The organism is Flavobacterium sp. DSR2-3-3 (genome assembly GCF_049896585.1).
Lineage (GTDB): Bacteria > Bacteroidota > Bacteroidia > Flavobacteriales > Flavobacteriaceae > Flavobacterium.
In genome coordinates, this window is sequence record NZ_JAFCUP010000007.1 from 157,263 (window position 1) to 180,538 (window position 23,276).

21 protein-coding genes and 3 pseudogenes are annotated in these 23,276 nt (G+C 34.0%); 5 read left to right on the forward strand and 19 right to left on the reverse strand.

Going from position 1 to position 23,276, the window contains the following annotated elements:
• Positions 1–187: 187 nt before the first annotated feature.
• From ACP7AQ_RS11285 to ACP7AQ_RS11330, 10 genes are all read right to left on the reverse strand, one after another.
• Complete coding sequence (locus ACP7AQ_RS11285; RefSeq protein WP_426064618.1) at positions 188–547, reverse strand: hypothetical protein; 360 nt, start codon at positions 545–547, stop codon at positions 188–190.
• 62 nt (positions 548–609) lie between these two features.
• The gene (locus tag ACP7AQ_RS11290; protein ID WP_426095517.1) at positions 610–1,788 is read right to left on the reverse strand and encodes an AIR synthase related protein; all 1,179 of its coding nucleotides are present in this window, start codon (positions 1,786–1,788) and stop codon (positions 610–612) included.
• Positions 1,789–2,024: 236 nt separating this feature from the next.
• Positions 2,025–3,518: a carboxypeptidase regulatory-like domain-containing protein gene (locus ACP7AQ_RS11295; RefSeq protein WP_426095518.1), complete on the reverse strand. Its 1,494-nt coding sequence runs from the start codon at positions 3,516–3,518 to the stop codon at positions 2,025–2,027.
• Between the two features lie 75 nt (positions 3,519–3,593).
• Positions 3,594–4,952 (reverse strand): CsgG/HfaB family protein, encoded by a 1,359-nt coding sequence (locus tag ACP7AQ_RS11300; protein ID WP_426095519.1) that lies wholly within the window; start codon positions 4,950–4,952, stop codon positions 3,594–3,596.
• A gap of 1 nt (position 4,953) precedes the next feature.
• Entirely contained in the window at positions 4,954–5,355 is a 402-nt protein-coding gene (locus tag ACP7AQ_RS11305) for a curli assembly protein CsgF (RefSeq protein ID WP_426095520.1), read from the reverse strand.
• 16 nt (positions 5,356–5,371) lie between these two features.
• Entirely contained in the window at positions 5,372–5,701 is a 330-nt protein-coding gene (locus ACP7AQ_RS11310) for a CsgE family curli-type amyloid fiber assembly protein (RefSeq protein WP_426095557.1), read from the reverse strand.
• Positions 5,698–6,102, reverse strand: a complete 405-nt coding sequence (locus tag ACP7AQ_RS11315; protein WP_426064613.1) for a hypothetical protein — start codon at positions 6,100–6,102, stop codon at positions 5,698–5,700. The genes ACP7AQ_RS11310 and ACP7AQ_RS11315 overlap by 4 nt, the downstream gene beginning before the upstream one ends.
• Before the next feature lie 4 nt (positions 6,103–6,106).
• Entirely contained in the window at positions 6,107–6,631 is a 525-nt protein-coding gene (locus ACP7AQ_RS11320; RefSeq protein ID WP_426095521.1) for a hypothetical protein, read from the reverse strand.
• 68 nt (positions 6,632–6,699) lie between these two features.
• Positions 6,700–7,590 (reverse strand): hypothetical protein, encoded by an 891-nt coding sequence (locus ACP7AQ_RS11325; protein WP_426095522.1) that lies wholly within the window; start codon positions 7,588–7,590, stop codon positions 6,700–6,702.
• Between the two features lie 641 nt (positions 7,591–8,231).
• Complete coding sequence (locus tag ACP7AQ_RS11330) at positions 8,232–10,421, reverse strand: glutamine synthetase III (RefSeq protein ID WP_426092502.1); 2,190 nt, start codon at positions 10,419–10,421, stop codon at positions 8,232–8,234.
• Between the two features lie 289 nt (positions 10,422–10,710).
• On the opposite strand from ACP7AQ_RS11330, the gene ACP7AQ_RS11335 reads away from it, so the two are divergent.
• On the forward strand, positions 10,711–11,658 hold the full coding sequence (locus ACP7AQ_RS11335; protein WP_426064608.1) for a TerC family protein: 948 nt from the start codon (positions 10,711–10,713) through the stop codon (positions 11,656–11,658).
• Positions 11,659–11,739: 81 nt separating this feature from the next.
• On the opposite strand, the gene ACP7AQ_RS11340 is transcribed toward ACP7AQ_RS11335, so the two are convergent.
• Positions 11,740–12,240, reverse strand: coding sequence for a hypothetical protein (locus tag ACP7AQ_RS11340; protein WP_426064606.1), 501 nt, complete (start codon positions 12,238–12,240; stop codon positions 11,740–11,742).
• An 87-nt stretch (positions 12,241–12,327) separates the two neighbouring features.
• On the opposite strand from ACP7AQ_RS11340, the gene ACP7AQ_RS11345 reads away from it, so the two are divergent.
• Entirely contained in the window at positions 12,328–12,900 is a 573-nt protein-coding gene (locus ACP7AQ_RS11345; RefSeq protein WP_426092501.1) for a DUF1543 domain-containing protein, read from the forward strand.
• A 98-nt stretch (positions 12,901–12,998) separates the two neighbouring features.
• Here ACP7AQ_RS11345 and ACP7AQ_RS11350 read toward each other — a convergent pair whose 3' ends face one another.
• Both ACP7AQ_RS11350 and ACP7AQ_RS11355 read right to left on the reverse strand, forming a co-directional pair.
• A complete protein-coding gene (locus ACP7AQ_RS11350) occupies positions 12,999–13,865 on the reverse strand; it encodes an alpha/beta hydrolase (RefSeq protein WP_426095523.1) in 867 nt (288 codons plus the stop codon).
• A gap of 409 nt (positions 13,866–14,274) precedes the next feature.
• Entirely contained in the window at positions 14,275–17,727 is a 3,453-nt protein-coding gene (locus ACP7AQ_RS11355; RefSeq protein WP_426095524.1) for a methylmalonyl-CoA mutase family protein, read from the reverse strand.
• 285 nt (positions 17,728–18,012) lie between these two features.
• On the opposite strand from ACP7AQ_RS11355, the gene ACP7AQ_RS11360 reads away from it, so the two are divergent.
• Both ACP7AQ_RS11360 and purU read left to right on the forward strand, forming a co-directional pair.
• On the forward strand, positions 18,013–18,720 hold the full coding sequence (locus ACP7AQ_RS11360; protein WP_426092498.1) for a DUF4197 domain-containing protein: 708 nt from the start codon (positions 18,013–18,015) through the stop codon (positions 18,718–18,720).
• Positions 18,721–18,840: 120 nt separating this feature from the next.
• A complete protein-coding gene (gene purU / locus ACP7AQ_RS11365; RefSeq protein ID WP_426095525.1) occupies positions 18,841–19,695 on the forward strand; it encodes a formyltetrahydrofolate deformylase in 855 nt (284 codons plus the stop codon).
• Positions 19,696–19,801: 106 nt separating this feature from the next.
• Here purU and ACP7AQ_RS11370 read toward each other — a convergent pair whose 3' ends face one another.
• The 6 genes and pseudogenes from ACP7AQ_RS11370 to ACP7AQ_RS11395 all read right to left on the reverse strand — a co-directional run bounded on the left by ACP7AQ_RS11370 (position 19,802) and on the right by ACP7AQ_RS11395 (position 21,885).
• Positions 19,802–19,936 carry a hypothetical protein gene (locus ACP7AQ_RS11370; RefSeq protein WP_426095526.1) on the reverse strand — a complete coding sequence of 45 codons (135 nt, stop codon included), beginning with the start codon at positions 19,934–19,936 and terminating at the stop codon, positions 19,802–19,804.
• 111 nt (positions 19,937–20,047) lie between these two features.
• Positions 20,048–20,410: pseudogene (locus tag ACP7AQ_RS11375) on the reverse strand (catalase).
• Positions 20,411–20,492: 82 nt separating this feature from the next.
• Positions 20,493–20,687 carry a catalase gene (locus tag ACP7AQ_RS11380; RefSeq protein WP_426095527.1) on the reverse strand — a complete coding sequence of 65 codons (195 nt, stop codon included), beginning with the start codon at positions 20,685–20,687 and terminating at the stop codon, positions 20,493–20,495.
• Positions 20,688–20,854: 167 nt separating this feature from the next.
• Positions 20,855–20,929: pseudogene (locus ACP7AQ_RS11385) on the reverse strand (hypothetical protein); the annotation flags it as partial.
• 238 nt (positions 20,930–21,167) lie between these two features.
• Positions 21,168–21,464, reverse strand: coding sequence for a DUF721 domain-containing protein (locus ACP7AQ_RS11390; RefSeq protein ID WP_073355171.1), 297 nt, complete (start codon positions 21,462–21,464; stop codon positions 21,168–21,170).
• On the reverse strand, positions 21,445–21,885 hold the full coding sequence (locus tag ACP7AQ_RS11395) for a lipocalin family protein (protein ID WP_426095528.1): 441 nt from the start codon (positions 21,883–21,885) through the stop codon (positions 21,445–21,447). Before ACP7AQ_RS11395 ends, ACP7AQ_RS11390 begins: the two co-directional genes overlap by 20 nt.
• Before the next feature lie 241 nt (positions 21,886–22,126).
• Here ACP7AQ_RS11395 and ACP7AQ_RS11400 point away from each other — a divergent pair.
• Positions 22,127–23,203 (forward strand): annotated as a pseudogene (locus ACP7AQ_RS11400) (serine hydrolase domain-containing protein).
• The last annotated feature ends 73 nt before the right edge of the window (positions 23,204–23,276 follow it).

The window sequence follows — 23,276 nt, forward strand, 5'->3', positions numbered from 1 at the left end:
GATTTTAAACTAATTTGGGTTACACATTACTGATTGTCTTAGCCCAGATCGAAGTGAAAATCCCTACCGCAAAAAAAATAATTTTTCTTGTCCTGAAAGAGCGACCAACGGAAGCTCCTTTCAGGATTTAGAAAAATATTTTATTTAAGGGAGGATTGTAACGGAGCGCTGGATTAGCTCCTCAATTTTATTCATTCATTTCGTCATGACGCTCCGGAACTTGCGGATCGTACAGCGGGCATTTGAATTCTGCCATTATATTCACTAAAGTATCCATTGTTTTGCCTTCAGTGCCATAACAATCAATTTTTATACTTTGGGGCGTCGTTCTGATGTGAAAAGCACCTGCACCATTTTTATTTTTCCAACTACTATCGTCCACTTTATCCCATTTTGAAAATACAGAAGCGATTCTATTTAAGATAACTGTAACAGGTAACTCTTCCAGTCCTTCAATTTCAGCTTGCTCCTCTGTAATAGTTTCATAAACTAAGTGATGGTTGAGATAAATTCCCTCAAGATATTTCCAAAAAACCAATTCGTACATAGCTAAAAAATTAAAAGATTAAAGAATTGAAAGATTGAAAATTGAAGTTAAATTGAAGCTTTTTAATATATAAAAGTTCCGTATTCACTGGTTATAGTCAGTTTTTTTGAAGTAGCAGCTTCTACTCTACCTACTATTTGTGCATCGACATTGAATGATTTTGAAATCGCAATAATATCTTCGGCAACTGCTTCCGGCACATAAATTTCCATACGGTGACCACAATTAAACACTTGGTACATTTCTTTCCAATCCGTTTTAGATTGCGCTTGAATCAACTGAAATAATGGTGGAACAGAAAATAAATTGTCTTTTATAATGTGTAAATTTTCTACGAAGTGTAAAATTTTAGTTTGCGCTCCTCCACTGCAATGCACCATTCCGTGAATTTCATTGGAAGAATATTGATCTAAAATTTTCTTGATGATTGGTGCATAGGTTCTGGTTGGGGACAGCACTAATTGTCCGGCATCGATTGGTGAATTTTCAATGGCGTCCGTCAATTTTACTTGTCCGGAATAGATTAATTCTTCAGGAACTAAAGCATCGAAACTCTCCGGATATTTGGTTGCCAAATATTTCCCGAAAACATCGTGACGCGCTGATGTTAATCCGTTACTTCCCATTCCGCCATTATAGCTTTTCTCGTAAGTGGCCTGACCAAAAGAAGCCAATCCTACAATTACGTCACCCGCTTTAATATTTGCATTATCAATAACTTTAGAACGTTTCATTCGAGCTGTAACTGTTGAATCTACAATTATCGTTCGAACTATATCGCCTACATCTGCCGTTTCTCCTCCAGTTGAATGTATGGTTACACCAAAAGACTCCAGTTCTTTGATTAATTCTTCAGTTCCGTTGATAATTGCTGAAATTACTTCGGCAGGGATTAGGTTTTTATTTCTTCCAATGGTAGACGAAAGCAAAATATTATCCGTTGCACCCACGCACAATAAATCGTCAATATTCATGATTAAAGCATCTTGAGCAATACCTTTCCAAACGGAAATATCTCCTGTTTCTTTCCAATACATATACGCCAAAGAGGATTTAGTTCCGGCTCCGTCCGCATGCATGATCAAACAGTATTCTTCGTTTTGCGTTAAATAATCAGGGACAATTTTGCAGAAAGCTTGTGGAAATAACCCTTTATCAATGTTTTTTATGGCATTATGAACATCTTCTTTGGATGCCGAAACACCGCGAAGTGCATATCTTTTTGAAGTATCTGAACTCATGTAATATAGTTGTGAAGCCAGCTTTTAAGCAGGTAGTTGTGCGGCAAAGGTAATTATTTTTTTTTGGGTTTTGCCTATCGTGTTATAATAAGTGTTTCTTGATAAAATCATCTTGCAAAATTTATTTATACCTTAAGTTTAGCATCTTAGAGAAAAATCTTTTAAAAAAATCTTTCAAAAAAAATGTCCACCTGATACAGATAGACATTTTTATTATATTTCAATGGCACAATAAATTACTCCCAGTCAGGCATGTATGCATCAGAAAATAATATTACTCTGGATGCACCTAAATTATTTATCGCAGGGGTAAATCGAACAATATTTTTTACAGACAGACCATCATTAGAAGTATTGACAATAATTATCTCGGCTTCATTTGGAGAATATCGAGCATCTAGATCTAAAGTCCCTACCTGCTTATCAATACCTACCTCAGAAGTGACACTAGCACTAAAAACATGTTGAAAAACCCTAGTATCTAATTGTCTATAGTTTGCATCTTCAAATCCGGAAATATCTCTTGAAAAAATTATTTTTTGGCCTGTTACCGAAAAATTCAATCCCCCAATTGCGCCGGTAAATCCAGATATTACCTGATTTATAATGACACCCGAAGTGTTAATAACAAATATTTCTGCGTTATAACCATTAGCATTATTAACCTTCAATGCTATTTTTGTATTATCAAAACTCCAATCACATTCTGAAATAAACTTACCATCTGCAGTTTGATATATTTTAGTCAATCCGCTGCCATCACTATTTATCCTGTATAATTTATCAAAATAGGGATAAATTATCTGGCTACCTGAAGTATTCCAAGAAAAATTAATAAATTCACTATTAAATCCTGCAATAGGAATCGAATTTGTAACTTTAAAAACTCCTGAACCATCTTCATTCATGGTATAAATATGATTTTGAGCCCCACTAGCCCTTATAAATGCAATCTTATTAGATTGCTTATTTTTTCTGGGTCTCCAACTGTTCATATTTGAACTTGTTAATTGTATTATATTCCCCCCATCATTGCCTGAGTAAATAACATTATTGTCGTTTACTTTTTTTACAAATGTAAAACGAGCGTTTGGAAATGAAGTTGTCGTAAAAGAGCGTACCTCACTCAAAACAGGTACATTTACCCCATCAGATACAGAAACCTGCCAATAATATTTACTACTGTAGGTAAGGTTTTTTAAAATAAAACTTGGTTTAGTTATTTTTGAATAAACTACAATGTCACTACTACTATCCTTTCGTAAAGTAATTTCATAAGTGAGACTATCTTTTTCAGGGTCAGAAGCAGTCCAAATTAAATTTAATTCCAAATTTTGATTCTGGGCATTATCTTTTGGAGTAACTAATATTGGAGCTGTTGGAGGTTTATTATTAGTCGTCGACAATTTAAGTTCGAATACAATATTTGTTGCGTTATTTATATTAACAGTTGCAGGTTCAAATTTTGTGACATAACCCTCTTTTTGAGCTTCAAAGGAATATTGTCCAATTTTCACTCCCGAAATAGAAAATTTTCCTTCTTTATCTGTAAAAACTATGCTTGAACTTGGATTTGAAAATACCTTTACATTTGCTAAAGGCAAAAACGTTACTGAACTTACAACTTTTCCTTCAACGGTCCCATAGTCTTCTCCGGTAATCTTTTCCTCACTACAAGAAAAAAGCATTACTAAAAGTACCAAACTAGATTTTAGATAAATATTTTTCATTATTACAGAATTAAGATTTTTTGAAATAATCATTTTTTAAAAGCGTTTTACTATTATCTTGATTTTTTATATTTTCTATCTTTTTTGTAAAAAATAGTAGGTCATCCCTAAGCCAAAACGATAATAGTAATCATCCCTTACTCCTCTTTGTAAATAGTCAATATTATCACTAAAATTTAAGTTATGCTCACCATATAATTTTATCCCAATTTTGTCTGAAATCATATATTCCAATCCTAAACCATACTGAACTTTAATATGCGCATTATCATAGATCCTATTTGAACCAAAACCTCCACCAGCAAATATAAAGGGACTCAATTTGTCTTTTGGCAATATGATAAGCTCCCCATTGAGATCGAATGTTACATAACCGACATCTAAACGATTTTTATTTGCAAGATTTATAACATTAGTTGATGCACTGAGATTAAAATTTGGCGTAATAAAATATTTTACTGCCCCTCGTACCATTGGTCGTAATAATGGACTTCCGTAATCGCCATCCATCAATGTAGCTCCGCTTGTAATCTCTATGGCTAACTTGGATCTTCTTTCTTGAAGGTGTCTTCCGTAAATTGCGGCTACATCTGCTTCCTGATTTTCCTCATTATATTTCAACATTACAGCATCGATTTCAGGTTTAGGAGCATCTGTTTCCCAAATATTGTCTTTAATACCTTCTAAAACAAGCGAAGAAACCGCTTTCTCAATCGCCTCTGTTACTGCCATTTGGATCGGTTCGTTAGTTGTATAACCTGTTTCTACTTCCAAAAGTCTTTTAAAATTTACATATTTAAAGAGACTTTGATCAATTGCTTGAGAAAGTATAGTTTTAGAAACATAAACTGATTTCATTATTTTTCCATTTGAAGTAGAAATCATGCGTAGGTAAACGGTTACTCTGTCTTGTCTATATTTTACGGAGCCACCAGTACCAAAATATCTTGCACCAAATCCTCCTGTAATTATATTAGAATCATAAGAAATAATCCCACCTTCAAGCAATACGCCAGCGTACAGCAAAGGCGTTATTTGAATTTCGTTAGGATCTGTTTTTTTTGAATATTCCTGCCTGGTGGAGCGTATCAGATTTCTTTCTTGAAGTAAATTTCCAATATTTTCACGCTCAATGGGTATAAACCACTTTGAATCTTCAAGTGCTTTAATTAATATTGAAGTTGCCCCTTGAGTAACAGCAGTGCTAAAGTTACTTCCGTTTTCAGAAGCTTTATATTGACCTGTTTGATCTCTAAATTTATAGAGCCCAACCACAATTTGTTCTTTTGGTTTTGGGAGTGATTTTAATAAAGAACTGGCTGGAGTACTTTCTCCAATAACTGCTTTTTCAACACCTGTTGGCTGATTGTAATAAGCACCACAACTTAAGAATAAAAAAACAAGTAGGATCGCTGAGTAGGTTTGTAATCGCATATTACTGATTTGGGATGATTACTTGAGTTCGCTCGCCTGTTTTTGTATCTAAAATATCGACTGTCAGCCCTCCAGATGACGGGTAGACCTCAACTGCCAAACTACCAAAAGTATAGGTCCCTACAGTTATGCCATTTGTCCCAAATTGTTGTCTAAAAAGAGAACTAGATAGTTGGCTCAATAATTGTGCGTTCAAATTCGCGGTAAACCGTTCCAACTCTGTTTGCTGAGTTTGAGAAGAAGAAGCTTCCCTAAATTTATTTTGAGATTCCGCAGAACTTGCCAGCCATTGGTAATTAAATGTATCACCTCCAAAAGCAGGGTTTTTTGGTTTATAAACTAAATCTTGAGCGTTCACTGACAATGCCAGTAAAATGATTGTTACTGAAAATAGAAATTTCATAAGATAAAAAATAAGGTTAATATTGAGTGAAATATTTGCTTTGCTTTTCTACATTTTTTAAATACAGATAAGTTGCATAAATAGATTGTTGAGCCATTTCATTCAGATACTCTTCATCTGGTTTAGCTAAAAATTCATACACTACTTCATTATCAATGCTGATAATTATTTTCGTGTTTCTGGCGAAACTAAATTCTTCGTTTAACGTAACTATTTTTCCTGCATTGATTTTATAATCGTTATATAAGTAATAATACAAATCATAAAAATCTTTACCAACTTTAGTTTTTGTATCATCGGTTACAATACCGATTAATTCAAATCCATCGGATGGAAGAACTATTATTTCATCTTTTTTTTTTTGTCACCAACTACTACCCTATCTTTTCCTATTAATTCTTTATTTTCATTATAAAAGAGTAATAAAATTATAATCTCATCCCCACTCCCTATATTAGCTTGAGTGGTAGATAAATTTTTATTTTCACTTCTATTAAGAGTAAAAAATCCCTCTTGTTTATTATTGGATTGGTTTCCACTCTCATTGTTGTTTTTTATAACTGATAATTGATAAGACAAACTTTGAACTATATCAGATAAATTTTCCGCAGTACCAGTTATTTTTATATTTCCTTCAACTTCTTCAATTTCGATTTTTGCCTTAACAATTGTATTAGTTATCTGAGAATAAGACAAAAATGGAATTATTAGCAAAAACAAAAATTTATATTGAAAGGAAATATTCATGTCTTTATTTATTTATTATAATTACAGAAGCACCATTGCCAGATTGTATTATTTTCATATTTTTTGATAGGGAATTTGTACCATAATTTTGAATATTTTGATTATTTCCCTTTTGAATAATTTCCATATTTATATCGTAATTAACATATAATGAAAAATCTTTGACATAATTACTTTGCCCTTCTTGCACAATTTTTTGAACAATTGAATTGGCATTTTTATCCATAAAAATTTCATTATCACTACCGTTTTGCACTAAAGCTACATTGATGTCTTTCGCCTTTAGATTTGCATTTATGTAATTGAAAGATCCTATTTGTTGAATCATCACATCTCTTTGCATCTTTTTATATCCCAATAAATCTTCTTGATTTTTTATCGTGTTAGAAACTAAATGCAAATTTTCCTTAGAAAATAAAAGAAATGAACTTTTTTGACTGTAATCATTATCGATCGCTGTTCCTTGTGCAAAAGACACAGATGCAAAAGAAACGCACATTATAACAACATTTGAAAATGAGGATTTCATCTTTTTTTTTTTAAAATTTAAAAAAACAGGATAGCTTTTTTTAAGCTATCCTGTCCTTCATATTTGTATTAATTGCTTTGAATAACAGTTGATGTATGATTGTTGCCTTGTTGAGATACAGAACTATTATTTCCTGTTCCAATAACTGAAGTAGATTGAGTTGTAAATGACTTATGACCAGTTCCTTCTTGCAGAATATTTTCTAAATTTCTGTATCCTGTTTGAGTAGACATGGCATAATTATCATCTCCATATTGATAATGGTTAGACACATTTCTTGCTGAAGCACTTGTCGAGCGACCATTGCTATCTTGATTTTGAATAGATCTATTTCTCATTCCTCCTTGACTTGCATATGCTTCATTAAAATTCCCTTTTTGGGTTTGCATAGCATCGTTTTTTCCATGAGGTGCCACGGGTATTGCAGAAGTAAGTGAAGTCATAAGTGGAAAAACTGACATAGTTGGAATAGGCGCATTACCAGAAGTACCTTGATCAATAGTAGCTTTGTTTTTGTTACCTGTTTGAGTTTGAGTAGCAGTATCATCACCGACTAATGATGATAAAGGCACTACAATTTCATCTTGATAAATTATCGCATCGTTCTCGTTTCCAACTTGTAATTGAGTAGCATTGTTATCCCAATTATTTTGCGAAATAAACGCATTGTTATCAATCCCTGCTTGATCAACATCAGCTGTGTTACTTGCAGATCTGTTTGGGGATCCTATTGAACCCGGTTTTACCCCTTGATAAACATCAGATTCGTTACTTTGAATTGTTTGTTTAATTTTTGATTTTTGATTTGTTCCCATTTGGTGAACAAATGCATCTTGGGATAATCCAGATTGAGCGACAACACTTCCATTTGCTCCAGCAACTGGACCGGCACCTGTCTGAGCGAATGCTACTGATCCTACAAATAGCATCGCGGAGATGCTTAAAACTACTTTTTTCATAATAAATATATTTAATTGGTTATTAATACAAATTATCATGTAGGTTTTAAAAAAACAATTGGGCAATTACTTTTTTAGGTAATAAATAACAAGATATAATGTATTAAATTATCTCTTGTTGAACTATCACATTTCAAAGATAGAAAAGATTTATAATAAAATAATACGGCATATATACTTGTTTTTCAATTAATTATTGTTTTTCGATGAAAGGTAAATCTATATCGATGAACGGCTAAAATACCTTATTAATAATTAAGAAAAATACTCCCAAATATAAAATAGAAAAAACCACTATTAAAACACCAATACATATCTAACTAAATGACAGTCAATTAAAAAATATAGTTTTGTAAATTAATTTTCTAATTGCTATTCGAATTGTGAAAAACTTCAATTCATATAAGTATGTAATAAATGCAGTTAAAATTTTTGACACAACCTCCATTTTTTTAGTAGTTTCAACTATATACTAGATAATTTTTCACAAGAAGTGTTTTTTGAATAGGAAAGAATACCAAGTGAACGATTATTAGCGCTAAATAATTTCCAAAACAATAAAACTGTCAACCTCAAAGTGTAACCACAAAAAAATGCCTATCCAAAATGGGTAGGCATTCTTATTAAAATGATGCTTGTTATTACTTAGTAAATAACAACTCTCTGTATTTAGTTAAAGTCCAGATTTCATTGTCTACCAACAATTCTAATTTGTCACAGTGATTTCTGATGATTTCAAAATATGGTTTTACTTTATTACAATAAGCTTCTGCCGTTTCCTGAGCGTCGGTCAAGTTATTTGCAATCTTTCTCTCATTTGTCATTTCCTCAACTTTAGAATTGATTCCTTCGATATGACCTGATATTTCTTTAATCAAAACGATTTGCTCTTTTGCTATAGTTTCAAAATCATCTCCAAAAATATCTTTCAATCCTTTTACATTTGCAATTAAAGTATTTTGGTAACGGATTGCTGTTGGTATTACGTGATTTTTTGAAATATCACCTAGAACTCTACCTTCGATTTGAATTTTCTTGGTATACTCTTCTAATTCAATTTCGTATCGTGCTTCAACCTCAATATGGTTCATGATATTCAATTCAGAAAACAGATCCAAAGATTGTTTAGAAACCCTTGCTTTTAATGCTTCAGGAGTTGTTTTGAAATTACTCAAGCCTCTTTTCTTGGCCTCAATTTCCCATTCTTCGCTATATCCGTCTCCTTCAAAAAGAATTTTTTTAGATTGTTTGATGTATTCTCTTAAAACATTGAAGATTGCATCGTCTTTCTTCATGTCTTTTGAATCAATCAAAGCATCAACCTCCACTTTAAAGTCTCTTAATTGTTTCGCCACAATTGCATTCAAAGTCGTCATTGCATTAGAACAATTAGCCGTAGAACCTACTGCTCTAAATTCAAATTTATTTCCTGTAAAAGCAAATGGGGAAGTTCTGTTTCTATCCGTATTATCCAAAAGGACATCTGGAATTTTCCCTACCACGTTTAATTTTAAATCGGTTTTTTCTTCTGGAGATAATTTCCCTGTAGTTACGCCTTCTAACTCCGCTAAAACTTTAGTCAATTGTCCACCAATGAACACTGATATAATTGCTGGTGGCGCTTCATTTGCACCTAATCTATGATCATTACTTGCAGAAGCTATCGCTGCTCTTAATAATGATTCATTATCATTTACCGCTTTGATCGTATTAATAAAGAAAGTCAAAAACTGTAAATTACTCATTGGCGTTTTGCTTGGGCTCAACAAGTTTACACCAGTATCAGTAGCTAATGACCAGTTATTGTGTTTCCCTGAACCATTCACTCCTTTGAAAGGTTTTTCATGAAACAACACTTTCAATTCATGACGTTCAGCCACTTTTTGCATCACGTCCATCAACAAACAGTTATGATCTACTGCCAAGTTTGTTTCTTCAAAAATAGGTGCCAACTCAAACTGGTTTGGCGCTACTTCATTATGACGTGTTTTTACAGGAATACCTAACAACATACATTCTTGCTCTAAATCTCTCATGTACGTTAGAGCACGTGTTGGAATTGATCCAAAATAATGGTCATCTAATTGCTGTCCTTTTGCAGAAGTATGTCCTAGTAAAGTTCTTCCTGTCATAATAAGATCAGGACGAGAATTTGCTAACGCTCTGTCTACTAAGAAATATTCTTGTTCCCATCCAAGGGTTGCAGTAACTTTTTTTACATTTTTATCAAAATATTTACATACTTCGGTAGCTGCTTCGTCCATAACCGTTAAAGCACGCAATAAAGGTGTTTTATAATCTAGAGCTTCTCCCGTGTACGAAATAAAAACGGTAGGTATACATAATGTAGTTCCAAAAATAAATGCTGGAGATGTAGGATCCCAGGCGGTATATCCTCTTGCTTCAAAGGTGTTTCTAATTCCACCATTCGGGAAACTAGAAGCATCAGGTTCTTGTTGTACTAATTGCGCTCCACCAAATTTCTCTACCGCATCGCTACCATCATAAGATGTCTCAAAAAAAGCATCATGTTTCTCAGCAGTCGTTCCTGTAAGTGGTTGAAACCAATGTGTATAATGAGTAACTCCCTTAGCCAAGGCCCACTCTTTCATACCCATAGCGATATAATCTGCTAATTTTCTGTCTATTTTAGTTCCATGCTGTACTGCATCGCGCACGCCTTTAAAAGCATCTGAAGTTAAATATTGCTTCATTGCTTTGTCATTAAAGACATTTGCACCAAAAATAGTTGATTTCCTATCAGATTCTTCAAATTTAACTGGCTTTCTAGTCGATGCTTCTCTCAAAGCTTGAAAACGTAATGTTGACATAAAAATTGATTTTAATTAATTAGACCCCTATTATTTTGATGCAAATATAAATTAATTATTACTTTTATAAAATTTTACCTCTAATTTTTATGGGCTAATTCCCAAAATTTATCAAATTCATAAAAAAAAGTATCAAAAATCAGAACTTGGTAATTTTAATGGATCATATTTTTTTAGTAATAAATCCTAAAAAAAACCAAAAGAACATCAGTTATCCATTTTTCCTTGAAATATCTATTAAGTTAAAAAATCAAAAAGTATCTTTACGCAAAATATAAATACCAACTTTATGATTGTCTGGATTTCTTTTTTAACCGCGGTTTTAATTTTTTTAGCCCTTGATTTAGGAGTTTTTAATAAAACGCCACATATTATAAGTTCCAAAGAAGCAGGAAAATGGACGGCAATATGGGTCGTATTATCATTTATGTTCTCCGGAGTAGTTTATTGGCTCTACACTACAGATTATCTTGCTAATCCAGATAATCTGAAACCTACAACGGCCGCAATAAAATTCATCACTGGTTACTTGATTGAATTATCATTAAGTATTGACAACATATTTGTGATTGCAATCATCTTTGCTGCTTTTAAAATTCCACAGAAATACCAACATCGTGTATTGTTTTGGGGAATATTAGGTGCCATAATCTTCAGAGGATTAATGATATTCTTTGGGGTTATGCTAATCAATAAGTTTTCTTGGACGACCTACGTTTTTGGTGCTTTCCTGATCTATACTGCGATGAAAATGTTATTTAGTGGCGAGGATGAGCAGTTCCAACCTAAAAAATCATTCGTATATAAAACACTCAAAAAAATAATGCCAATTTCTAATCATATCGATGAGGAGCATTTTTTTGTAAAAAGAAGACATATCACTGCTGCAACGCCACTGTTTGTTGCATTAGTAGTAATTGAAGTTATGGATGTAGTATTTGCTATTGACAGCGTTCCCGCAATCTTAGCCATCACAAACGATCCTTTTTTAGTTTTTAGTTCTAATATATTTGCCATTTTAGGATTGCGATCCATGTATTTCTTCCTCGCTAATATGTTAGCTAAATTCAGTTATTTAGAATACAGTTTAATTGCAATTCTAAGTTTTGTGGGCCTTAAGATGTTACTTCATGATTTCATTGAAATTCCGGAATGGGGATCATTAGCATTTATAGCAATTGCCCTTATTTTAGGAATTGTTGTTTCGTTACGAAAAAGCAGTAAAGAATTCGTCTAAAACTCAAGAAACTACACCATAAAAAAAAGGGAAATCATATTGCGATTTCCCTTTTCTGTTTTAATATCAAACAATCAATTATTACAAATTCACTTTCTTAATTGCACTGTTATTAACATTTAACGCTGACATTACAGAATCAATATTGTTCTTATTTACCGTTTTAGCAAAACTACCTGGTATGATTACGATTCTAAAAGTTTGATTTTGTGTCCAACTCGACGGTACAGTATTAAGACTAAAATTAGCCGAAAGAAAGATATTTACGTTAAATCTAGAATAATCAAAATTGAAATCTAACTCACCACCATCATTAAAATAATACGTTTGAGGCATTAGCTTCCATATATCTTGTCCATTTACCGTATCATACAAATGATATACTAAAACAGAATCAGAGGAATAAATTGGTGGATCAAATACGACCAACCTACTGTAATTATTATTATAATTAAATGAAGTAGTAACTTCAAACACTTCAGTTCTTGGTCCATTATCAACATCATCATATACTTCGGTTACTTCACAACTTTGTAGTGCCATCATCCCGATGAAAACTAAAAATAAGGTAATTTTTTTCATTCTTTATCGTTTTTATAATTTATCTCAAAAAACTCTATCCACTAATTGTGCCAAACTTTATTTTATAAAATAATGTACTTTTGAATTATGGAAAAAGAATTTAAATTATACATGATAATGCTAGGCTGTATTCCAGAAGGACGGTTTACAGAACAGCATGATATTTTTTTTGGAATTGGCACATCCTTAAAAGAATTGATTCCGCAAATAAATCTTTTTTGGCCAGAAGCTAAAGGTAAAATTCACATCGATGCCTGGCGAGAAGTTTCTGTAGTTGATGACTTCTCTATTGAAATTGTTCCAAAAAATACTGAAACGCAAGTTACACCAGAACAATTATTCTTCATCAATTTAGGAGGTTACAAAGAAAATGAATTTGAAGAGTACCATTATAAAATAATCACAGTTGCTGGTAGTTTAGCATTGGCATCAAAAAAATCAAAAAAAACTGCATTTTATAAACATTGTGGTTTCAAAGACGCACCTTCACATATTGACGATCAATATGGAATTGATGTAGACGATATTTATAATGTTGCAGACATGCTGCCATCGCAATTCAAAGCTTTATATTCGTTAAAAATCACCAAGTCTGAAATTCAATTAGAACAAAATACGCTGCATATAGGATATTTAAAATTGAAAAAAATTAAAGATTAAATTAATCACTATTTGAAATTTTTTCAATTGATTACAACAGGAAGGCCTTTCAATATTATCATATGAAAAGCCTTTTAAATTTTTAAAGAATACAAAGTCTATTTCACCGCTGCAGCATTATTTTTTAAAATTTTACTAAAAAACAGCACATGAGCGGGTAAAGCATTTTCCCAATACTCCCAAGTATGCGCACCTGAACGTTCTGTATAATCATGAGAAACTTTATTGTAAACAAGTCTTCTGTGTAATTCGCGATTGGATTCAATCAAGAAATCATCCACACCACAATCAATAATCAATTCTAGTTTGTTACTTTTTATTTTGTCCACCATATTCAAAACGGCATTCGAGGCATATACTTCCTGGGGCGCACCTTCAATTCCAAAAACTGGCTCCATCAATTTAGTAACTCTTTCCTTAGATTCTGGATTGATCATGCTGCCCATATCTACTGCTCCGCTCATACTTCCTGCGGCACAAAAAAGTTCCGGGTGTTTTGTCGAAAGATACAATGCCCCGTGACCTCCCATAGAAAGTCCCGTAATTACACGTCCTTTTCTATCATTTATTGTTCGATAGGTATTATCTATTTTCTGAATTACTTCTTTTGTAATGTAAGTTTCAAACTGACTGCCTTTATTCACGGGACTATCCAGATAAAAACTGAATGTTTCTCCTTCCGGCATTACGATTATGATATTATACTGATCGGCTAAATTATATAGTAAATTCTTATCCGGAGTTTTAGACAGCCAATCATTAAAATGACCATAAGCACCATGCAATAGATAAAGAACTGGGTAATTCATTTTGCTTTTAGCATAAGAACTTGGTAAAACAACCGCAGCTTTATATGTTTTATTCATTACCACACTAGGAATTTGCAACGTATCGGCTTTTGCTGCATAAGAAACTACAACATGACCAAGAAGAAAAAATAAGAATACAATTTGAAGTTTTTTCATACTATTCGGTTTTAAGGTAAAATGTAAATATACTACTTTAACTCGTTGGGTGTAAATAATGAAAATTTCAATTAATCTTAACTAAAAAAATTGAACCACGTAGAAACATAGAAAAAAAGAGTTGGACAGCCCAATTTTTGGCTTCACCTAGCTATAATTTTCTCCAAAAAAATGAAAAGCCTCTCATAATTTTAAAATCTATGTTTCTATGTCGTTAAAAAATTAAACGCATTGAATTACACCCAACAGCTACTTTAAAATAAATATAATAAAGTCGCAATAATTACATGAACAAAAAAAGACCTCTCATTACTGTAAGGTCTTTTAAAAAAAAAAATTAGATCACGCCCGCTTGAAAGCGGGATAATCGATTCACACACTTTCTGCTATCCAAAAAGTGGTTCTCCGTTTACATATTACGTCTATATTGGCCACCAACCTCAAATAAAGCAGAAGTAATTTGTCCTAAAGAACAAACCTTAGTTGCTTCCATTAGGTGTTCAAATAAGTTTTCATTTTTAATGGCTGCTTCCTGAAGCGTATTTAAATGCTCATTCACTAAATCCTGATTGGACTGGTGTAAAAGATTCAACATATCAATTTGGTATTGTTTTTCTTCTTCGGTGGCACGAATTACTTCTGCTGGAATCACCGTTGGAGAACCTTTAGAACTCAAAAATGTATTTACCCCAATAATTGGAAATTCACCCGTATGTTTCAAAGTCTCGTAATACAAACTTTCTTCCTGAATTTTAGAACGTTGGTACATCGTTTCCATCGCGCCAAGAACGCCGCCACGTTCTGTAAGTCGGTCGAATTCCTGTAAAACCGCAGCTTCCACTAAATCAGTTAGCTCTTCAATAATGAAAGCACCTTGAATTGGGTTTTCGTTTTTGGCCAATCCTAATTCTTTATTAATAATCAACTGAATTGCCATCGCACGACGTACAGATTCTTCCGTAGGCGTTGTGATTGCTTCGTCATACGCATTGGTATGCAAAGAATTACAGTTATCATAAATCGCATACAACGCTTGTAATGTGGTACGAATATCATTAAAATCAATTTCTTGTGCGTGAAGTGAACGTCCCGAAGTTTGAATATGGTATTTCAACATTTGCGCACGTTCGTTAGCTCCGTATTTATTTTTCATGGCTTTCGCCCAAATTTTACGTGCCACACGACCGATAACCGCATATTCCGGATCAACACCATTCGAAAAGAAGAATGATAAGTTGGGTCCAAAATCATTGATGTTCATTCCACGACTCAAATAATATTCCACATAGGTGAAACCATTTGAAAGTGTGAAAGCCAATTGCGTGATAGGATTTGCTCCAGCTTCAGCAATATGATATCCTGAAATAGAAACCGAATAAAAGTTTCTAACATTCTTAGTAATGAAATATTCCTGCACGTCACCCATTAATCGAAGTGCAAATTCAGTAGAAAAAATACAAGTGTTTTGTGCCTGATCTTCTTTCAAAATATCAGCCTGAACAGTTCCACGGACTTGAGATAACGTTCTTGCTTTAATTTCGTTATACACCTCCAACGGTAAAACCTGATCTCCGGTTACGCCCAAAAGCATCAACCCTAAACCGTTATTTCCTTCTGGTAAATCACCTTGGTAATGTGGTCTTTCAATTCCTTTTGCTGCATATATTTTGTTGATTTCTAGCTCAACTTCTTTTTCAAGACTATTTTCTTTGATGTAAAACTCACATTGTTGGTCAATCGCAGCATTCATGAAAAAGCCTAATAACATCGGCGCCGGTCCATTAATAGTCATACTCACCGAAGTCATGGCATGAACCAAATCAAAACCAGAATATAATTTTTTGGCATCGTCCAAACAGCAAATAGAAACTCCGGCATTACCTATTTTTCCATAAATATCAGGACGTACGTGTGGGTCGTTTCCGTATAAAGTCACGCTGTCAAAAGCCGTTGACAATCGTTTTGCCGGCAATCCCGCGCTTACATAATGAAAACGTTTGTTGGTTCTTTCCGGTCCGCCTTCTCCCGCAAACATACGAGAAGGATCTTCTCCTTCGCGTTTGAAAGGATACAATCCTGCCGTAAAAGGAAATTCTCCAGGAACATTTTCCTGCAAACACCAACGTAAAATATCACCCCAAGCTTTGTACTTTGGTAACGCGATTTTCGGAATTTGGGAATGTGAAAGTGACTCCGTATGAGTAGCCATTTTTATTTCCCTGTCACGAACTTTAAAGGTATAAACTGGATTCTTGTACTTGTTTACTTTCTCATCCCAAGTCAAAATGATTTCCCAATTGTGAGGATCCAAATCCATTTTTACTTTATCGAATTGATTTAGTAAAAGGTTCAAAAAGATTTTGTCCTCAGCCGCACCAACTTTTACAGATTCTAAAACCGTCGGCAAAACCGAATCGTCATTAATTCCTGCTTTGTTTATTTCAGGAATTTTCTTGGCAACCGTTTCAATCGTTTTGTAAATCCCATATAATTTTTGAGCCACTTGTTCCTGACTAACTGCCGTATCATCGTATTTACGGTTGCTTTCAGCAATTTCAGACAAGTAACGTGTTCTGTGTGGTGGAATAACAAAAATCTTCTCGCTCATTTCACGAGTGATTTGGAACGTTGATTTCAAATCAGAATTCGTTTTTTCATGAACTTTGTCCATAATCGCTTTGTACAACGTATTCATTCCCGGATCATTAAACTGCGAGGCAATGGTCCCAAAAACGGGAAGAGTATCTAAATTAGCATCCCAAAGATTATGGTTTCGTTGGTATTGTTTTTTCACGTCTCTCAATGCATCAAGAGAACCACGTTTGTCAAATTTGTTTATTGCTACCAAGTCTGCAAAATCAAGCATGTCGATTTTTTCCAATTGCGTTGCAGCACCAAATTCAGGTGTCATTACATATAAGGACACATCGGAATGGTCCATAATTTCCGTATCCGATTGCCCGATTCCCGAAGTCTCCAGAATTATAATGTCATAATTTGCTGCTTTTATTACTTGAATTGCATCAGCAACATATTTAGACAAAGCCAGATTCGATTGGCGTGTAGCCAACGAACGCATGTAAACACGGGGATTATTGATAGCATTCATTCGGATTCTATCGCCTAGAAGAGCTCCACCCGTTTTACGTTTGGATGGATCAACCGATATTAATCCGATAGTTTTTTCTGGGAAATCAATTAGAAAACGACGCACTAATTCATCTACCAAAGAAGATTTTCCTGCTCCGCCCGTTCCTGTAATTCCAAGAACTGGAGTTTTACAATCGATATTCTTTTTTTGTATGGCCTCCAATGTATTGGCAGCAACATCCGGAAAATTTTCTGCTGACGAGATGATTCTGGCAATTGCTTTTGGATTCTTTTCGTCTAAATGATTGATTTCATCAGTCAGTTTATCTCCAACCGGATAATCAGATTTTTGTACCAAATCGTTAATCATTCCCTGCAAGCCCATCGCACGTCCGTCATCCGGAGCATAAATTCTCGTAATTCCGTACGCTTGCAATTCGGCTATTTCAGAAGGCAGAATTACGCCTCCACCACCACCAAATATCTTGATTTGCCCTGCTCCTTTTTCTTGAAGCAAGTCATACATATATTTAAAATATTCGTTATGTCCTCCTTGGTAAGAAGTTATTGCAATTGCATTGGCGTCTTCTTGGATAGCTGTGTTGACAACTTCTTCAACACTGCGGTCGTGACCTAAATGGATCACCTCCACACCTGTTGACTGAATAATTCTTCGCATGATGTTAATTGCTGCATCGTGACCATCAAAAAGGGCCGCAGCGGTTACAATTCTTACTTTATTAATAGGGATATACGGTTTTACGAGTTCCATTTTATGAATATGATAATTTAAGTCGGCAATTTACGATTTTATTTTAAAAATTATTTGTCGTTGCTGCTTGTTGTTAATAAATAAGGTCGAATTTTGTTATTTAGCCCCGATTGAAGCGGCATCCCTCGCTTTTTCAGCGAGGATACAGCGGAAAGCGGGACCAATTACGATTAATAAAACCAAAATTTGTGCTCTTAAAGAATAGTTGGCTTTGTTTTTGAATAAACAGTATTTTTACAAATGCCAAATGGCAAACACAGAAAGTAAACTAATAAAATAATTACGATGAAGAAAATTTTAATTTTAGCGGTAGCAATTTCGCTTTCGAGTTGTGCCGAAATGCAACAAGTTTTGAATCAATTCCCCCAAACACAAGGAATTGGTGGTGTTGATATTGCTGGTGGTTTAAAAGAAGCCCTTAACAATGGGATTTCGAAACAAGTCACCAAATTGACTACCACCGATGGTTTTTACAGAAATGAAGCCGTGAAAATTTTATTGCCGGAAGAATTGAGAAAAGTAGACGCGGGTTTGAGAAGAATTGGATTGAGCTCTCTGGCTGATGAAGGTTTGAAAGTATTGAATCGTGCTGCTGAAGATGCGGTGAAGGAAGCGACTCCAATATTTGTAGACGCCGTAAGAAACATGACTTTTATGGATGCCAGATCCATTTTGATGGGAAATGAAAGTTCGGCCACCAATTATTTACAAAACAGCACTTCGACTGCTTTGTACGGAAAATTTAATCCCGTGATTAAAAATTCGTTCACTAAAGTAGGTGCCGATAAAGTTTGGACCAACATTATTACAAAATACAACAGCATTCCTTTAGTGAATAAAGTGAATCCTGACTTGACGGATTATGTGACCAATCAAGCATTGAATGGTGTTTTTAAGATGGTTGCCGTTGAGGAGAAAAACATTAGAACCAATATAGTGTCAAGAACATCTGTTTTATTGCAGAAAGTTTTTGCAATGCAGGACAACAAATAGATTGAAATTTGGTTGTTTTCATAACATAAAACAGCCAAATCAAACTTTTTTACAAAACAAATACGTTTAATTTTGAAAAACGCTACTTATTACTAAGAACTAAGCTGAAAAAGACGTCTTATGCAGAAAATTACTATCCTAATTCATTGCGAAGATCAAAAAGCAATTATTGCCTCCGTTACAAATTATATTTCCGTTATTGATGGAAATATTACGTATTTAGATCAACATGTTGATGCCGATGAAAATGTATTTTTCATGCGCTTAGAATGTGAATTCAGCGCCAAAAATTGGAATATTGAAGCTATTAAAACTGATTTTCAAGATAAGTTAGCTTCTCCTTTCAATATGTCGTGGGAAATGTATACTCAAGAAGAAAAACCAAAAATGGCTTTGTTTGTTTCCAAATACGAGCATTGTCTGTATGACATTTTAGGACGCTACAGTGCTGGTGAACTGCCTCTTGAAATTCCTTTGATCATCGGCAACCATGAAGATTTAAGATCAGTGGCGGAACGTTTTTCAATTCCGTTTCATTATGTTCCTTTCACTAAAGAGATAAAAGCCGAAGGGGAACAAAAACAGCTGGATTTACTGAAGCAGTATAATGTTGACTTCATTGTTTTGGCACGCTACATGCAAATTATAACGCCCAATTTGATTGCGCAATACAAGAATCAAATTATCAATATTCATCATTCTTTTCTTCCGGCATTTCCCGGAGCAAAACCCTATCATTCAGCTTTTAAACGCGGTGTAAAAATCATTGGTGCCACCAGTCATTATGTAACCGAAGGATTGGATGAAGGTCCGATTATCGAGCAAGATATTGCCCGAGTTTCACACAGTCATTCTATAGAAGATTTTATTATGAAAGGGCGCGATCTGGAACGCATGGTTTTAGCACGGGCTATAAAACTACATGCTGAGAGAAAAACAATGGTTTATAATAACAAAACGGTGGTATTTTTATAAATCCTCTCCCTTGCCGAAACTTTATGACTCTCCAAAGGAGAGAGTGACTAAAACTAAAAAAATGCTCAGTTTGCTGCGCATTTTTTATTTAAATTCGACAACATTTTTATCTTTCTAGCAAGTCAACATCAACGTCTAATACGGTAGCTATACGAACACCAAAACGTCTGTCTACTCGATACCAATGACTCAATTGACAGTTTACTTTTTTGTCTTTTTTAAAACCATCAATGCCAGACATGTGAGCAATACTATTGTGTATCGTATTTTGTTGTTAATCCGGAGTCATGATTTTAAATAAATTTCCACGTTGCGTTCAATGATCATTCTCTCCTTCGCAATTTCTGTCGTACTAACCCGCAAAATCACTAAAAATTTCCATTGGCGGTTCTTTATATGCGAGGTCAATTTCCATAGCATCAAAACTTTTTGGAAAATAATTCGGATTACTGCCGCCATTCTCATCCACTCTCATTTGTCGATCCAGCTGGTAATTATGGCTCGCAACTGGACAACGATTTACCGCAATTTGCTCATAATTAGTTGCCAAACGATGGCGTTGCGAATCAGGATATTACAACAATTTACCCTGCAACATTTTATGATGTGAGTTTCCACTTCCGTCAACCACCTGCGCCATTGCAAATGCAACGTGCTCAATATCCTCAAAATAATAGGGTGGATTTTGATTTAACTCTAAAAAACCAACGTTAATCTAATGAAAATCGTCTTGAGGCCACATTATCGTTGCATCAAATGGATTTAAATAATAGTTTGGGAATTCGTCCGTTCTTCGGTCAGGATTTGAATCTGCAAGTTTCCTTTTGGAAAATTTCTCGCCACAATATTCTCAAAAAAAAATCGCGCTGTACTAAATTCATATTATGCGATTTCATTTTGGCCGTTTCTTCAATGATAAAATTCCTAATTCCTTTTGCGCTAATAAAATGAAATTTAGAGTAAGTTCGATTATCCACTGCATTAATTATCATAAAAGTATTAACCTACAAGCCGTTCATGTCACTGTATCCATAAGGTGTTCTTATGTCCTAAATTGAAATTAACACCCGACGCTAACTCTCCTGATTTAACAACCAGCAATCTCACAGTATCGTTAACGATTTTATACTAGTATGCGGATCTTGTTTTTAGTTATAAATTAAATCGCAAAATTTTTAAGATTTTTGACAAAGAAAACCCGTATACTATTGCCTACGCAATCCCAATTGCCATCTTCTGTGTAAAACTATATGGCGAAATCCCATAAACCTCTTTTCGTTTCCGGTAAATCTCTTTTGCGTCACAGCAGAAATACTTCACCAAAAATTTAAATAATTTTCACAAATTAAACATTTAATAATATTTTAAACCTGCTTCGTTATTTATGCTAAGTAATAAATTATACTGGCAGTATCTTTTTTACTTACTAATGAACACTGAACACCAAAAACTAAAAACGGAACACTTATACACTATCTCAAAACCACATCTTTCACCACATCACGTCTTAATTCCTCATTAATCATAGCGACAATTTTGGACTTTCCGTGGCTTAATTCTTCCCTTAAAACAGACGAGGTTAACTCGACATACAAAGTACTTCCTTTCAAAACTACATTATTAGTATAACTATTGACACCATTGCCCATTAGGTTTTTCCAGGCGTCTTTGACATCAATTTGATCCATTCCGGGTTGCAGTTTATTGACTTGAATAATTTGTTTCAAAACATCCCCTATCGTACTCTGATTATTTAATCGTTTTGCCATCGCCCAGTAAATTTATCGGTGTTGCTTTTTTGTAATGATACTCTATTTTTTCCTTATTCAACAGCACTAATTCTTCCGCTGACAAAGCAATCAATTCTTCACTCCATTTCATGTACGGTGTCGAATAATCCAAGAATACTTTTCCACCATCAAATCGCACCGTTACGTTTTCATAAGCATCATTCACTAAAAAAGTCCCGTCCAATTGCGGCATTACTTTCTTCCGAATCCCTTTATTTTTATTTATTTCAAAATAATCATATACTTCATTCATCTTGTATTCCTTATCCTTTATGGAATCAAAAACAACCTTTTCAACCTCCCAATATCCGTTTATTTTTGAAATGTCTTCTGGTTTTATCTTTTGCTGACAAGCCACAAAAAGAAATGCTATCAAAAGAATGCTGTAAGTTTTGTTCATATAATTATTATTTTTTAGGAGCTGTTTCCTGCTTTCCGCTTCAATCTTTGTATCCGCAAAAAAAGCGGCTAAAAAGGATTTCCGCTTCAATCAGGGCTAGATAATTTGAGGAAACAACAACTTTATTTTATACTACAAAGTTACTCTTATTAAATTCAAAGAAAACAAAATTAGCAGAAACACATTAAACTATTTTCTATATTTTTGGTCTTAACCAAATTAGAAATAAATCAGTAGCAAGATGTCAAAAATAATCTACAGTTTCCTCATCGTACTATTTTGTAGTGGCTGCAGTTCCGATACTGCTGAACCAAATACAACCCCAACACCTACAGAAACGCTCTATTTCCCGCCTTTGACAAGCACAACTTGGGAAACAAAATCAATAGCGAGTTTAGGTTGGAAACAAATTGCCGTGAAACCGTTATTGGATTATTTAGAACTAAAAAATTCAAAATCTTTCATCATTCTTGTCAACGGTAGAATCGTAATGGAACAGTATTTCAACGGTCATGATGCGAATGCTTTTTGGCATTGGGCAAGCGCCGGAAAAACGCTGACATCAACTGTAACAGGAATTGCACAACAAGAAAACCTCATCAACATCAATACTAAAGTTTCGCAATACATAGGAACCGGTTGGACCAGCTTGCCTTTAGCAAAAGAGAACTTGATTACAAATAAACATTTACTCACTATGACTTCCGGATTAGATGACAGTACGGATGATGTAGATCCAGCAAACCTAAAATATAAAGCGGAAGCAGGAACACGTTGGGCGTATTATAATGTATATGTAAAATTACAGGATGTGATTGCTTTAGCCAGCGGTCAAACTTGGAATACCTATTTCAATACTAAATTAAAAGATAAAATAGGAATGGACGGCGCATGGTTTCAATTAGGTAATAATTCCGTTTATGGAAGTAATACTCGATCCATGGCACGCTTTGGCTTGTTAATCTGAAACAAAGGAAAATGGGAAAGCAATAGGATATTGAATGAAAATTTTATCAATGAAGCTACCAACACTTCACAACCTATAAATCTGGGATACGGCTATTTATGGTGGCTAAATGGAAAAACAAGTTATTATTTACCGCAAAGCCAACTGCAATTCAATGGCAGTTTAATACCAACAGCTCCAGCAGATATGTTTATGGCACTGGGGAAATACGATCAAAAAATCTATATTATTCCAAGCAAAAAAATGGTCGTTATCAGAATGGGAGATGTTGCAAATCCAAATAATCCAACTTTTGCTTTATCCGATTTTGATGAAATTTTGTGGCAAAAAATTAGTGCTTTATACCAATAAACTTACTTAGTTTTCAAACGTTTCATAAAACCTAAAACAAAGAAAATCAAACCAATTATTAGTAAAAAATAAT